This window comes from Alcanivorax sp. HI0044 (genome assembly GCF_001634945.1).
Window position 1 is genome coordinate 1 of record NZ_LWEZ01000764.1, and the last position, 14,246, is coordinate 14,246.

Annotated in this window: 11 protein-coding genes; 3 read left to right on the plus strand and 8 right to left on the minus strand. The window is 60.3% G+C overall.

The annotated features are described in order from the left end of the window. From A3730_RS09090 to efp, 7 genes are all read right to left on the minus strand, one after another. Positions 1-356, minus strand: a 356-nt coding sequence (locus A3730_RS09090; RefSeq protein ID WP_063537955.1) for a NirD/YgiW/YdeI family stress tolerance protein, incomplete at its 3' end; no start/stop codon positions are given. 164 nt (positions 357-520) lie between these two features. Further along, entirely contained in the window at positions 521-1,489 is a 969-nt protein-coding gene (locus A3730_RS09095) for a 1-aminocyclopropane-1-carboxylate deaminase/D-cysteine desulfhydrase (protein WP_063521416.1), read from the minus strand. Next, complete coding sequence (locus tag A3730_RS09100) at positions 1,489-2,769, minus strand: DSD1 family PLP-dependent enzyme (protein WP_063519638.1); 1,281 nt, start codon at positions 2,767-2,769, stop codon at positions 1,489-1,491. The genes A3730_RS09095 and A3730_RS09100 overlap by 1 nt, the downstream gene beginning before the upstream one ends. Positions 2,770-2,841: 72 nt before the next feature. Continuing rightward, positions 2,842-4,200 (minus strand): D-arabinono-1,4-lactone oxidase, encoded by a 1,359-nt coding sequence (locus A3730_RS09105; protein WP_082872310.1) that lies wholly within the window; start codon positions 4,198-4,200, stop codon positions 2,842-2,844. Between the two features lie 91 nt (positions 4,201-4,291). Then, complete coding sequence (gene ubiD, locus A3730_RS09110) at positions 4,292-5,767, minus strand: 4-hydroxy-3-polyprenylbenzoate decarboxylase (RefSeq protein WP_063537957.1); 1,476 nt, start codon at positions 5,765-5,767, stop codon at positions 4,292-4,294. Positions 5,768-5,940: 173 nt separating this feature from the next. Continuing rightward, entirely contained in the window at positions 5,941-6,876 is a 936-nt protein-coding gene (gene epmA / locus A3730_RS09115; RefSeq protein WP_063521662.1) for an EF-P lysine aminoacylase EpmA, read from the minus strand. Between the two features lie 35 nt (positions 6,877-6,911). Further along, positions 6,912-7,481: an elongation factor P gene (efp, locus tag A3730_RS09120; protein WP_063521660.1), complete on the minus strand. Its 570-nt coding sequence runs from the start codon at positions 7,479-7,481 to the stop codon at positions 6,912-6,914. 45 nt (positions 7,482-7,526) lie between these two features. Here efp and epmB point away from each other — a divergent pair, with 45 nt between their 5' ends. The 3 genes from epmB (at position 7,527) to A3730_RS09135 (ending at position 12,796) form a co-directional block, all read left to right on the plus strand. Beyond that, positions 7,527-8,534 carry an EF-P beta-lysylation protein EpmB gene (gene epmB / locus A3730_RS09125; protein ID WP_063519598.1) on the plus strand — a complete coding sequence of 336 codons (1,008 nt, stop codon included), beginning with the start codon at positions 7,527-7,529 and terminating at the stop codon, positions 8,532-8,534. A gap of 156 nt (positions 8,535-8,690) precedes the next feature. Then, positions 8,691-10,451: a hypothetical protein gene (locus A3730_RS09130; RefSeq protein ID WP_063519597.1), complete on the plus strand. Its 1,761-nt coding sequence runs from the start codon at positions 8,691-8,693 to the stop codon at positions 10,449-10,451. Between the two features lie 257 nt (positions 10,452-10,708). Further along, a complete protein-coding gene (locus A3730_RS09135; protein ID WP_231880581.1) occupies positions 10,709-12,796 on the plus strand; it encodes an EAL domain-containing protein in 2,088 nt (695 codons plus the stop codon). A 148-nt stretch (positions 12,797-12,944) separates the two neighbouring features. Here the strand turns inward: A3730_RS09135 and serB are convergent, their stop codons facing one another. Beyond that, positions 12,945-14,180: a phosphoserine phosphatase SerB gene (gene serB / locus A3730_RS09140; protein ID WP_063519595.1), complete on the minus strand. Its 1,236-nt coding sequence runs from the start codon at positions 14,178-14,180 to the stop codon at positions 12,945-12,947. Positions 14,181-14,246 lie beyond the last annotated feature (66 nt).

Here is a 14,246-nt window from a genome sequence, read left to right on the forward strand (position 1 = left end):
ATCGTCGCGCTCGGGCTGTTGGTGCTTGTGCCTTTCACTGAGTGCACCTTCTTCACATCCACCACGCTGCGGCCGTCGTCGTGGTCCACTTCACCGGTAAAGGAAAGTTGGGTGCCGGCTTTCAGCGGGCGGTCAGCGGTCAGGTCATCATCGAGCTCGACTTCGAATTGCCCTTTGCGATCACGAAGCAAATAACGCTCATCGCCCAGCGCTTGAACCACTTCACCGTCCATGCGTACTTCAGTGCCTTCCTTGATGCCCTGATTAATGGCGGCGCTGTCGGTGGTGATGGTGTCGCCGGCGGTCACGGTGGCGGTGGCGCCCAGCAGTACAGATGCAAGAATCAATTTTTTCATGAGTCATCCTCCTTGGTTGATGTCTCAGGGGATTAGTGGGGCGATGGGGGTAGGTCGTTCCTGATGTTTGTAAAAGCTCGGTTAAAGCCCCTGCATAACGCTGCGTTTTGCGAGCTGGCTCACAGGTTTGGAAGAAGAGAAGAGACGGGCATCGGTGACCAGGGCTATCGGGGCTGGCTATTGAAGGTGTGCCAGAACAGGCAGGGTTGCACCGCGGTGTTTGCAAGGGCGAGAAACGCCGCGAAGGCTTTGCCGGTATAGGTATTTTCCAGGGTGAGGCCACTGTGGGCGGCGGCATTCACGGCCTGGCTGCTGGCGGCGGTGGGGTGGCCGTAACCCGTGCCCAGGTAGTTGTCATGCCATTGCAGAAAACTGCTATCGAATTGTTCCCGGGGCAGCCCCAGCTGTTGCCAGCATTGCCGGGCCATGCGAATGACCAGCCGGGCATTGCATACCGAGAACGGGCCGAGGTGGTCCTGGGCTACCTGCACGGCATGGATGCGGGCATTCAGGCCACTGAGCTGGTTGCCCACCAGCAGCCCGGCCACGGTGGCACCGGAGCCGGCGGCGACCACAATGTCAGCGGGTGCCGGGCAGAGGCTGTCGTTGATTTGCTGTTGGAGCTCCAGTATGGCGTTGGCATAGCCAAGGGTGGCCACCGGGTTGGAGCAGCCGGCATACAGAAAGTAATGATCGCCACGTAGGCGTCCCGGGTGCAGATACCAGCCCAGTGCGGCCCGCAGCAGGCTGTTGCGGTCGTGGAGTTGGGCATTGGCCTGTTGCATGCGCTGGCGGTTCTGGTGAACCACGGGGGAGTCTGGCTGGGGAAAAGTGAAAATGTCACAGCCCAGTTGTTCCTGCTCACAGAGTAAGGCGGTGGCCAGCCCGGCGTTGGTGCCGGTGGCTCCCAGGGTGACGACGCGCTTGATGGGCCGTTGGCGAATCTCGCCCAGCACCCACTCCAGTTTACGCAGTTTGTTGCCGCCGTACGGGTGGGCGCTGATGTCATCGCGTTTCACCCAGCAGAGCGACCCCAGTGCTGGCAGCGGTTCCACCGGGGTGGGCAGGTCGCACAGGGCAACGGGGGCAAGGCTGGCGAGGTGCGCAAACCGGCTGAGCAACGGCCAGGTCATCAGGCGCCGTTGCCCTGGGGAAGAGGGGGCCACCAGTCGGCAAGGGCACCGTTATCCCACACCGCCAGGTCACCAAACTGCAGCAGCACGAATTCGCTTTGCGTGGGCCGGAAGAACAGTTGGTCGTCTATCTGCAGGGCGGTGTCCGGGCTGCCGTTGTACATCATCTGGTTGGTGCTCACACCGTACACCGGGTTGGCCTGGATCCCCGGCGGGGAAACCGGCTCGGCCTTCCAGTAGCCGCCGTAAATAAAATAGGTGTGCCGACGGTTGGCATCCCAGCCTTGCCAGAGTTCACCCAGCGGTAGTGGCCCGGGCAGTGTGAGGCCGTCCAGTTGTTTGATCACCGGGGCGGCGATAAAGGCGGCGGGCTGAAAGTCTTTCAAGAGTGGCAGGTCGAAATCGCTGGCCTTGACCAGACAGGAGCCGGCACTGAGTTCGTTGACCACGGTGGTGTTGTCGTAGAGTGCCACCGTGGGGCTGCCGGCGCCGTTAAAGCACAATGTCTGTTGCTGGTAGGCGGGGTTCAGCTGATACAGCCTGTCGATATAGCGTTGGTAGAGGGCTTCGGTTTCCCGGTGGCCCTCTTCGGCGCTCTGGATAAAGGCGGGCAATTTCCCCACGTGGGCATCGTAGCCCATGAAGCCGCTGAAACGCAGTTGCTCAGGATGGGCCTCGATCAGCGAGATCATGGCGTCCAGTTGTTGCGGGTCGTTGAGGCCTCCCCGGTGCAGGCCCACGTCAATTTCGATATTGATATTGAGTCGTCTGCCGTTTTCGCGGGCCAGTGCCAGGTACTGCTCAAGGCGGGTTGAAGAATCAATCAACCACTGCAATTGCTGGTCTGGATCGAAGGGGTGGGTCTCGCCCAGCTCGGTGTAGAAACGACGGGCGGCCTGGATGGGCATGGGTTTGCCCAGCAGCATATCTGCGCCGGGCTCGGCATCGGCCAGGGCATTCATGAAGGGTTGATGGAAAACCATCACTCGCTGGCTGCCGGTGTGGGTCATGACTTCCTGAATCAGCGGCACGCTGGGCAGGGATTTCGCCACGATGCGCAATTGGCAATGGCTGGGCAGCAGGCCGACCAGTGTCTGGCAGTTGGCTATCAGCCGCTGACGGTCAATGAGCATCAGCGGGCGGCCGGGGCCCTGTTGTTTCAGGATATCGTTCAGCGACTGGAAGTAGGCATTATGGGCCGCCCCACGATTGTCCGGCCGCAGCCACCAGCCACCCGCAGCAAGCGCGACTGCGCCAAAAAGAAAATGACGTCGTTTCATAAGCGATAACCGATCAAGAGTGCGTAGGCCGCAAGGGCCAGCTAAGCCTTTGCGACATGGCCGATTTCTACCCTATAAAAACAGGCGCTGCAGATGCGGGTTCAACATCCGCCCCTGTGGGTCCAGTTCTTTGCGCACGGCCTGGAAACGGTCAAAGGCCGGATACAGTTCGGCCAGTTCCTTGCGTCCCAGGTTATGAATCTTGCCCCAGTGAGGGCGACCGGCGTAGCGACGCAGAATGGGTTCTACCACGTCGAAAAGCGGCTGGTAGTCCTGTTCAAAGTATTGGTGTATCGACAGGCTGGCGCCGGGCTGCTGATGGAACATGGACAGCAGGTTGTCGTCGGCGGCGACGTAACGGAATTCAATGGGGAAGAACACGTTGATGTCATGCTCGCGAATGGCGGCGCAGACTTCTTCCAGGCAAGCGATGCCTTGTTCCGCCGGTACCGTGTATTCCATTTCGTTGAAACGCACGGTGCGGTGATTGGCAAAGACTTTGTTGGCCGGGCCCACATAACGGCTGTCTTCCACAAACAGGGTGGACAGCTTCTGCAGGGTGGGGGTGAGCCAGCCGGCCTGCATGGCCAGTTTGGAGACCATTTCCAGCAGCTCGTTGTCGTCGGCACGGGTGGGGCTGTCCTGGGGATCCGTGGTGATCTCCATGGTCTTGACGATGGCCTGATCGCCCAGCGGGAAGGCGAAGAATTCGATGTGGCGGAAGTTGTTTTTTTCCTTCTCCACAAAATCCATGGCCTCACGAAGCGGCAAGGTCCAGGTGTGTTCTTCCAGCCGGAAGGCCGGTTCGTGGCGAAAACCGATTTCGGTGACCACTCCCAGGGCGCCCACGTTACAGCAGGCAGCGAGAAAGGTGTCGCCATCGGTGGCGGTTAATTCCAGCGCTTCGCCGTCGGGGGTGATCAGGCGCAAGGAATCCACTTGCCCGGACAGGCTTTGCAGGCCCAGCCCGGTGCCGTGGGTGCTGGTGGCAATGGCTCCGGCCAGGGATTGCAGGTTGATGTCCGGTTCATTGGTAAAACTGTAGCCCTGTTCGTAGGCCATGGCACTGGCCATGGCCAGCCGGGTGCCGCCACCGTAACGGAATACGTTGCCGTCAGTGCCACGCAGTCCGGCCATGGGCTCCAGGGAGATCAGGGTGTCGTCGGTGGGCACGATGCCACTGAAAGAGTGGCTGCCGCCGAAAGCCCGCAGGATGCCGGTGCTGTTGCGCATGGTGTTGCGCACCACGTTTTCATCGGTGGCGTACACCAGTTGTCGAGGGCTGGCGCTCTGGTTACCGGACCAGTTTTGCCAGGCGGGCGCGTTGCCGGTGCTGGCGAGCAGTTGGCCGGGGCCCATTGAGCCCAGGGCGCCGGTGGCGGCCAGGGATTTCAGGAAAGCACGGCGATTCAGTGACGAAAAAGCGGACATGGGCGACCTTGTTATCTTTGTTTTGTACGATCGTACCACATTTGTGTTTGGGCGCCACTGTTGTGATGTGATGCGGCGCCCACCCCGGGGGTTATTCCGGGGTATCGATACCCAGGGATGCCCACATTTCATCCACCCGGGTTTTCACGGCGGGGTCCATGGCGATGGCGCGGCCCCACTCGCGGGTGGTTTCACCGGCCCACTTGCTGGTGGCATCCATGCCCATTTTGGAGCCCAGCCCGGCCACTGGAGAAGCGAAGTCCAGATAGTCGATGGGGGTGTTTTCGATCATCACGGTATCGCGGGCCGGGTCCATGCGGGTGGTCATGGCCCAGATCACGTCTTTCCAGTCGCGGGCGTTGACGTCGTCATCGCAGACAATCACGAACTTGGTGTACATGAACTGGCGCAGGAAGGACCACACGCCCATCATTACCCGCTTGGCATGGCCCGGGTACTGCTTCTTCATGGTCACCACCGCCATGCGGTAGGAGCAGCCTTCCGGGGGCAGGTAGAAGTCCACAATTTCCGGGAACTGTTTTTTCAGGATCGGCACGAAGATTTCGTTCATGGCCACGCCCAGCACTGCCGGCTCATCCGGTGGCCGGCCGGTGTAGGTGCTGTGGTAAATGGGGTCGCGGCGGTGGGTGATGCGTTCCACGGTGAACACCGGGAAGCGTTCCACCTCGTTGTAATACCCGGTGTGGTCGCCGAAGGGGCCTTCGTCTGCCATGTCGTCCGGGTAGAGGTAGCCCTCTAAAACAAATTCGGCGCTGGCGGGGACTTGCAGGTCATTGCCGATACATTTTACCAGCTCGGTCTTGGAGCCGCGTAGCAAACCGGCAAAGGCGTACTCGCTGAGGGTATCGGGAACCGGGGTCACCGCGCCGAGAATGGTGGCAGGATCGGCGCCCAACGCCACGCTCACCGGGAATGGCTCGCCGGGATGCTGTTGCTGCCATTCCTGAAAATCCAGCGCGCCGCCCCGGTGGCTAAGCCAGCGCATGATCAGCTTGTTGCGGCCAATCAGCTGTTGGCGGTAGATGCCCAGGTTCTGGCGTTCCTTGTTGGGGCCGCGGGTGATCACCAGCGGCCAGGTGACCAGGGGGCCGGCATCATCGGGCCAGCAGGTCTGGATGGGCAGCTTGTACAGGTCTACTTCATCGCCTTCCAGCACCTTTTCCTGGCAGGGGCCGGAGTTGGACACCTTGGGGCTCATGCTCAGGACCTTGCGGAATACCGGCAGTTTTTCCCAGGCATCGCGAAAGCCCTTGGGCGGCTCCGGTTCCTTGAGGAAAGCCAGCAGTTCGCCCAGTTCACGCAACTCCGCCACTGAGTCGCGGCCCATGCCCAGCGCGACTCGGCGCTCGGTGCCGAACAGGTTGCCCAGCACCGGGGTGCCAAAGCCCACCGGGTTTTCAAACAGCAGGGCGGGCCCGCCGGCGCGCAGGGTGCGGTCGCAGATTTCGGTCATTTCCAGATTCGGGTCCACCGGAACGGTGATGCGCTTGAGTTCGCCAAGTTGTTCCAGCTGGCTGATGAAGTCTCGAAGATCGCGGTATTTCATGGCGTTCCTTGTTGATCCGGTAACCGAACGGGGTGTGCGGCGAGTATAGCAGGCTGGCGGGGTGCTACGAGTGACGCTCAATGGGCCAGGATAAGGCTGAAAATCGGGTCTGCTGAACGTGAGCCGTGTGGAGCGTGAACATTCTCTCCCGGTGATTGAAGCGAAAAGCGGGTTCAGGCGCGGGACCAGGGAAAGGTCTGGACGTCGTCAATGCGGCCATGGCTTTGCTGTGCCATCAGTAGCCGCTCTACGCCCATGGCTACGCCGCTGCAGGCGGGCAGGCCGGCGTCCATGGCGTCAAGCAAGAAAGGATCCGCGGCCATGGGGTTCAATCCATGCTTCTTGCGCAGGGTATTGTCCTGCTCGAAACGTTGGCGTTGTTCGTCCGGGTCGGTGAGTTCCTGATAGCCGTTGGCCAGTTCCAGGCCGCGGTAATAGATCTCGAATCGGCGGGCGAGCAAGGCGCCGTCTTCGTCTTTATGGGTTTGCGCCAGTGCGGCGGCCCAGCCGGGGAAGTCAGTGACCACAGAGAGCTGTTCGGCGGGCAGGGCAGCTTCCACTTTGGTGGCCATCAGGTAGTCCACGGCGGCGGTTTTGCTCAGCCCTGGCGGTGCGCCATGGTATTGCGCGCAGGCCACCAGTTCCGCGTCACTGGCGGTGAGCGGATCAAGCCGGGTGACCTGCAGGAACAGTTCGCGAAAGGAGTAAGTCTGCGAGGGCGTGTCGCAAAAGAGTTTGGCAAACAGCGCCAGGCATTCGTCCACCAGATCCTTGAGGGAAAAGCCCGGCCGATACCATTCCAGCATGGTGAACTCCGGGTTGTGTCGCCTGCCGGCCTCACCATCCCGGAACGCCTTGCAGATCTGGTAGATCGGCTCGCTGCCGGCGGCCAGCAGTCGTTTCATGTGGTATTCGGGGGAGCTCTGCAGGTAGCCGTAACCTGCCACTGGGATGCACTGGATGTGCAGGTCGCTGACGCCGTGGTGGGCCAGTTGCGGGGTGTCCACTTCCAGCACGTTGCGGGCATCAAAAAAGGCGCGCACTGTGCGTAGCAGCTCAGCGCGCGCTTTCATGGCCTCCAGAGAGGCGGTGGGCTGCCAGTCATGCATTGGGGTATGCTCGTCAGGCATCTGGCGTCAGGCGTCTAGCTTTTAATCCGACCCACGTAATCGCCGGTCCGGGTGTCCACTTTGACGATTTCACCGGTCTGCACGAACAGCGGAACGCGCACGACTGCACCGGTGCTCAGGGTGGCGGGTTTGCCACCGGTGCCAGCGGTGTCGCCTTTCAGGCCCGGGTCGGTTTCGGTGATTTCCAGCTCCACGAAATTGGGCGGGCTCACGGACAGTGGCTCACCGTTGTAGAGGGTCACCTCACAGATGTCTTCTTCCTTGAGCCATTGCTTGGCGTCGGCCACAGCCGCTTCGTCGGCTTGCTTCTGCTCGAAGGAAGTCTGGTCCATGAAGTGCCAGAATTCACCGTCGTTGAAGATGTACTGCATGGGGACGTCCATCACGTCGGCGCCTTCCAGGGAGTCGCCGGACTTGAAGGTGCGCTCCCAGACCTTGCCGTTACGCAGGTTGCGCAGTTTCACGCGGTTGAATGCCTGGCCCTTGCCCGGCTTGACGAATTCGTTTTCGATGATGGAGCAGGGGTCGCCATCGAGCATGACTTTCAAGCCAGACTTGAATTCACTGGTAGAATAGTTGGCCATAAATAATGTTCCAAAGGTTGATGTATGGCATTGGAAAGGCTGGCAATGATAACGCAGGAAGCGGCCGGTTGGGAGTTGCCGGACTGGCAGCGCCAGCAGGCCGATCTGATTACCGACCCGGCGGAGCTGTTTGCGCAGCTGGGACTGACTCCGCAGGACCTGCCCGCCAGCCTGGCGGCGGCAGGCGATTTTCCCTTGCGGGTGCCGCGTCGCTACGTGGACCTGATCGAGCGGGGCAACCCGAATGATCCGCTGTTGCGGCAAGTGCTCAGCGCGCCTGAGGAGCGCCAGCTCCAGCAGGGATACAGTGCTGACCCGCTGGAGGAAGCCGAGCACACGGCGGTGCCGGGCCTGTTGCATAAGTACCATGGGCGGGCACTGCTGGTAGTCACCGGGGCGTGCGCGGTGCATTGCCGTTACTGCTTTCGGCGGCACTTTCCTTACCAGACACATCTAAGCGGCAAGCGCTGGGAGCAGGCACTGGAATGGCTGGCGGCGCGGCCGGATATTAATGAGGTGATTCTCAGTGGCGGCGATCCGCTGACCCTGAACAATCGGCGCCTTGAGCAACTGCTGGAAGCCCTGGCAGGCATCCCCCACCTGCGCCGGTTACGCATCCATAGCCGGACTCCGGTGGTGATTCCCGAGCGGCTGGACGCGGGCTTGAGAGCATTGCTGACCGATGACCGCTGGCAAACCGTGCTGGTGCTGCATGCCAACCACCCGCGTGAAATCAGCCCGGCCCTGGCGGCGGGTTGCCGCGATTGGCGTGGTGCGGGTATCACCCTGTTGAACCAGAGTGTGCTGCTGGCCGGAGTGAATGACAGGGTGGAAACGCTGGCGGATTTATCCGATGCCCTTTTTGCTGCGGGAGTGTTGCCTTATTACCTGCATCAGCTGGATGCAGTGCAGGGAGCAGCCCATTTTGCCGTGCCCGATGCCATTGCCCGGGAGCTGCATGCGGACTTGCGTGCGCGCCTGCCGGGCTTTCTGGTGCCAAGGCTGACTCGGGAAGAGCCGGGAGAGCCCGCTAAAACGGTGCTGGCCGGTTAAGAGGCGCGGTCCGCAAGCCCTTTCTGAGGAATGTGGCACAGCGTTTACAGAATTGTAGCGGTATCGTAAAGTCGTGTGACACAGGACGCATAAATAACAAGAACTAATACCAAATAACTAGGTAGCCTGGATGCCGCCAAGATAAGGATTATCTTCATGGAGCAACCAGCCCAGACAGTGCGATTGAAACTGCCCGAGCAGGATTTGCCGCACCTGACACTTGGCGCTGATCAGCCGAAGAAGCTGGAGCAGTGGGTGGAGTCTCTTCCGATCATGAATATGGGAGAAACGGCTCGACAGCTGTACCAGTTTATTCAGGAGCTTAATCGGCTGCAGATTGATTCCAAACTCCGCTTTCAGTTACTGGAAGTCGTGCGCCCGTCTATTCTTCATGTCAGCGATTCGCTGCAAAAACACTATCTGAATCAGTCCCTGGTGTTGCCTGAGAAGGCTCGCCGCGTGGCCAGTCTCGCCCAGGCCCTGCAGGGGCATCTGGCGAACGGGTACAAGCTGGTGGCGGTGCGTGGCATTCGCAAGGTCAAGGACAAGGCCGTTCGGCGAGCGGTGACTACCGCTATCCATCGGGCGGTGACGGCCCTGGGCGATACACTGCTGCGCTGTTATCAACTCTATTTCCCCAGCCCCCGTCATTTGTGGCTGGAGCTGCACCAGCTGTTCCTGCTGGCTGAACTCCACGGGATCAGCGCGACTCCGGTGGTGGATGGTGAAGTCGAAAGCAGTATCCAGTCCGCCTACGCCCGTTGCCTGTTGCTGGCCACGGCGAAACCCAATCAGTTGCGTCAGCAGGAGCTGGCGGGCATCTACAAGGCGGCGTTTGCCTGGGCGCCGCTGATCGAGATCAGCACAGCCAGTGATGATGACGACCTGTTTGTCTTTGACCTGCAGGCCGACCGGCCGCCGATTTACCGTACCCATGCCTCCCAGGCATCGCAAAGCTGGCGTTACATTGATTCCACCCGTCTGGTGGAGGCCATAACCGCCTGGCTGAGAGCTCCCGGTGACAGCGAACTGGTTGTGCCCAAGAGTCTCAATGAGGGTCTGCTTACCCATCTGCAGCAGGTCTGGGGTGCGCTGACCGAGCGGGCGTTCAAGCGCATGCCGGAAAGCGGCGAAATTGAGTTGTGCTTTGGTCTGGTGGGGGTGCACTACTTCCTGTCCGGCAAGGTGGCTTTTGAAACCATGGTGGAGCGCGGCAGTCTTTCCGTGCTGAGTGCCGAAGAAGAGCACAACCCTTTCCTGGCGAACATCCAGAAGAGCAACAAGCAGAAACAGCAGAACGCAGACCCCTGGGCAACGGCCTATCAATCGGATTATGTCGGCGAGACCATTGAAATGGGTGCGCCGGGCAGTCAGCGCTCGGAAGGCACTCTGCCAGTGAGTTATCACTGCCAGAAAGTGAACGCGAGCCCGGGCGGCTATTGCCTGTCGTGGCAGGGAAATACGCCAAGCCTGATGCGCACCGGTGAATTGCTTGCCCTGCGCGATCACCCCGATAGCCAGTGGTCCCTGGCCGTGGTGCGCTGGGTGACGCAGTTGCCGAACCATGGTGCCCGTTTTGGTGTGGAGTTACTGGCGCCAGGCGGACGTCCGGTGGCGGCACGGGCCCTGCGCAAGCAGGGACTCGACAGTGATTTTATGCGCGGTGTGGTGTTGCCCGAGCTGGCTGCTGTGGGGCAGCCCGCTACCCTGTTGTTGCCCACGGTGGGCTTCAATGAAGGCGTCAAGGTGGAGCTGGTGGAAGCCGGCGAGCCGCGCCGGGTGCAATTGCTGCGCCGTACCCAGGGTGCGTCCGGGTTCAGCCAGTATCCCTTTCGGGATATGGCGACGCCGGCACCGACTCAATCCCCGGAAGGCGGGGATGATGATGCGCTGGATTCGATCTGGTCCAGCCTGTAGAAGTTGATGACGAATCAGGAAAAATGTCATTTGCGATTCGTCGTTCACAGGCTGCCGATTAGCCGCCTGTTAGAATAACAAAAAGTATCGTTGCGGCGAGGATGCCGCGAAACGTATGTGTCTCCATTTTGCCGTAACTTTTCATTAGGGGGCCTGGCCGTCGCGTAATGGCTGCAGGCCGGTGTTTTCGGCACATTCCCTTTGATGGTTGCCAAGACAGGGTAGTCAGGCACAATGGTGGGCCGTAAGAAAAGTGCATGAGTCATCGCCCCATGAGTTACGCCCTCGATAATTTACGTCTTCTGATCGCCCATGATTCCCAGGATGAGGCTGAGCAGCTGATGAACGCCCTGCGTAATGCCGGTCGTGCGACCCGGGCGCAGCTGGCGCTGGGTGAGGATGACCTGTTACGGGCCTTGAAAGGTGGCGCGTGGGAATTGATGCTGTGCCGCCCGACCTTCGGCGACAGCAGTTTTGAAAGCGTCATGGCGCACCTTAATCGCCTGGGCAAGGCGATCCCGGTGATTCTTCTCGAAGACAATTTCACCCCCGATACCATCAAGGCCGGCATGTCACTGGGGGCCCGTGGTGTGGTGCCCAACGATGATCGCGAGCTGCTGTCGTTGATGGTGGACCGGGTCATCGAGTTCCTGCGTCTTCGCAAGGAGCTGCAGCACTCCGAAATTGTGCGCCACGATGCGGAGAAGCGTCTGTCTTTGCTGATGGACCAGAGCCGTGATGCGATTGCCTATGTGCTTGATGGCATGCACATCCACGCGAATGACAATTACGTGGAAATGTTCGGTTATGAAAGCGCTGACGACCTGGCCGGGGTGCCGATCATGGATATGGTGTCGGCCTCGGACCATGCCAAGTTGAAGCAGCTGTTGCGCAGCCGTGCCCAGGACGAAAGCCAGACCCACGAGTTGGAATGCAAGGGCGTTAATACCGAGGGTAGCGAGTTCGATGCCACCTTCACCTTTTCGGCCAGCACTTACGATGGCGAGGCCTGCACCCAGATCGTGATTCGCGCCGCTGGCGTGAATGAGAGTGAGATGGAAGAGCGGCTTCAGGAAATGAGCCAGAAAGATCAGGTCACAGGACTGTTCAGCCGCAGCTGGTTTATGGATCGGGTGGATGAAAGTGTGGCCCAGGCCGCCAACGAAGGGCGCCTGTCCACCGTGCTCTATCTGCGTCTGGATGACTTTGAGCACCATCAGTCGGGTCTGGGAATTGATGGCGCGGATGAGATTCTGAAAAGCGTGGCCGAATGGCTGCGTGCCGAGGTGGGCGAGGCTCATCTGGCCAAGGTAGATGGCGAGGATTTTGCCGTTCTGCAACCGGTGGCCGATATGGATGAGGCCGCAGAACTGGCAGAGAGATTGCGTGCCGGCATTGAAACCCTGATGCCGGAAGTGGCCGCCAAGACCGTGCATATCACCGCCAGTGTGGGGGTGTCGTTTGTGCGCGAAGACGCCCGCAGCAGCCAGGACACGCTGACCACGGCGCTAAAATGTTGTAATCAGGCGCAACGGGAAAATGCCGGTAAGGGCAATGCCATCAAAGTGCACGATCCCATGGATGATGTGGCCGCCGGGTCTTCCGAGGCGGTGGCCATGCTGGTGCGTCAGGCCTTGGAGCAGGGCGCCTTCAATCTGCGTTACCAGCCGCTGATGAGCCTGGAAGACGAAACGGACCATGCCTTTGAGGTGTTCGTGAACCTGCCGCAGAAGCAGGGGGAGGCCATGGAGGCAAAAGAGTTTATGACGGTGGCAGCGGATCAGGGCCTGGTGGGCAAGATTGACCGCTGGGTGGTCCTCAATGCCATGCGCGCTGCGGCTGCCTTCAGCGAACCGGTCAGTCTGGTGCTGAACCTGAATGGCGCCTCCCTGGCGGATGCGTCGCTGGCTGACTGGCTCGGCAAGGCCATGCGTGCGGCCAAGATGGACGGAGCGCGGGTCACGTTCCAGTTCAGTGAAGGCGACGCGGCCACGTACCTGAAGCAGGCTGGTGCCTTTGCCGAGAAGGTGAAAGCGCTGGGGTGTGGTATTTCCATCAGCCGTTTCGGTGGTGGGCTGGATCCGTTCAAGTTGTTCCAGCATATCCCGGCCACCATGGTGAAATTCGAAGGTTCTTTCACCCAGGAGCTGTCCAAGGCCGAAGGCCGCGAGCGCCTCACGTCGATCATCAAGCAGGTGAAAGAAGGCAACCGCAAGACGGTAGTGGGCTTTGTGGAGTCGGCCGCACAGATGCAGGCATTATGGACACTGGGAGGCGTGGATTATTTGCAGGGCTATTACCTGCAGGCGCCGATGGACAAGCTGGAAATCCCGGACGCAGCGTAGTTTTTTAGTGGACAGCTGACAGCGTCGCGCTCCTGATCCGGAGCGTTTTGAAACGCAAGAGGCCGCGCCTTGTCGATGGGCGCGGCCTCTTGCGTTTGGATTCATGGCAGCGTTGTTCGCGCAGCTGTCAATTATCCACTATCAACTGTCAACTACTCTTAAGCAGCTCCGCCTGATCCTTGTCCCGCACACCGATGAGATAAAGAATGCCGTCCAGCCCCAGGGTAGAGATGGCTTGCTCCGCATTCTGTTTGACCAGCGGTTTGGCGCGAAAGGCAATGCCCAGGCCGGCTTCACCGAGCATGGGCAGGTCGTTGGCGCCGTCACCTACGGCGATGACCTGTTCCAGGCTGATGCCTTCCTGGGTCGCAATGTCTTTCAGCAGGTCGGCTTTGCGCTGGCCGTTGACGATCTGGCCGACAACCCGGCCAGTGACCTGGCCATTCTCGATTTCCAGTTCGTTGGCATGGACATAATCAATGCCCAGCAGCTGCTGTAACCATTGCCCAAACCAGGTGAACCCCCCGGAAAGAATGGCGGTGCGATAGCCCAGCGCACGCAGGGTCGAGATCAACCGTTCGGCGCCTTCGGTGAGCTGGATGCGCTCGCGCACCCGCTCCAGGGCGCCTTCGTCCAGGCCTTTCAGTAGCGCCACACGAGCCTTGAAGCTTTCGTTGAAATCCAGCTCGCCACGCATGGCCTGCTCGGTAATGTCTGCCACCTGTTCGCCGACACCGGCTTCAGTGGCCAGCTCGTCGATAACTTCGGAGCGGATCAGGGTGGAGTCCATATCGAACACCACCAGGCGACGGTTGCGTCGATAGGCGCTATCGCGCTGGAACGCGATGTCCAGATTGCGTTCGTTGGCGATATTCAGGAAGGCGGCACGCATGGCCTCGCCGTCTTGGGGCTCGCCGCGCACGGAAATTTCGATACAGGCGCGGCTGTCCTGATTGAGCGCCTCGCCTTCCAGATGTACGCGCCCGGACAGCCGGGCAATGCTGTCGATGTTGAGTCCGTTGTCAGCCACGGTGGTGGTCACATCGGCCAGCTGCTCGGCGGTGATCTTGCGCGCCAGCAGGGTAATGATGTGGCGGTCCTTGCCCTGGCCGGCTACCCACTCTTCGTAGCGGTCTTCGTCGATGGGCCGGAAGCGCACATTGATGTTCAGCTTGTGTGCTTCGAACAGCAGGTCTTTGAGTACCGATGAGGATTCCGCATCCGGCGGGGTTTCTACCAGTATGCCCAGTGACAGGGTGTCGTGGATAACGGCCTGGCCGATATCCAGAACATTGAGCCGGTAACGGGCAAGAATGCCCGTGAAGGCGGCGGTCAGGCCGGGCCGGTCATTACCAGATACCTGGATCAGAATGATCTCGCGCACGCGTGGGCTCCCAGTTGCAGAAGATAAAAAGTGCCAGAAGGTAAAAAAGCGTTAGATCGTCGGCGC

Coding starts and splice junctions, on each gene's coding strand:
- efp (WP_063521660.1), bottom strand. CDS start 7,481: ATGGCCAACTATTCTACCAGTGAATTCAAGTCTGGCTTGAAAGTCATG.
- epmA (WP_063521662.1), bottom strand. CDS start 6,876: ATGCATGACTGGCAGCCCACCGCCTCTCTGGAGGCCATGAAAGCGCGC.
- ubiD (WP_063537957.1), bottom strand. CDS start 5,767: ATGAAATACCGCGATCTTCGAGACTTCATCAGCCAGCTGGAACAACTT.
- epmB (WP_063519598.1), top strand. CDS start 7,527: ATGATAACGCAGGAAGCGGCCGGTTGGGAGTTGCCGGACTGGCAGCGC.
- A3730_RS09130 (WP_063519597.1), top strand. CDS start 8,691: ATGGAGCAACCAGCCCAGACAGTGCGATTGAAACTGCCCGAGCAGGAT.
- A3730_RS09100 (WP_063519638.1), bottom strand. CDS start 2,769: ATGAAACGACGTCATTTTCTTTTTGGCGCAGTCGCGCTTGCTGCGGGT.
- A3730_RS09135 (WP_231880581.1), top strand. CDS start 10,709: ATGAGTCATCGCCCCATGAGTTACGCCCTCGATAATTTACGTCTTCTG.
- A3730_RS09105 (WP_082872310.1), bottom strand. CDS start 4,200: ATGTCCGCTTTTTCGTCACTGAATCGCCGTGCTTTCCTGAAATCCCTG.
- A3730_RS09095 (WP_063521416.1), bottom strand. CDS start 1,489: ATGACCTGGCCGTTGCTCAGCCGGTTTGCGCACCTCGCCAGCCTTGCC.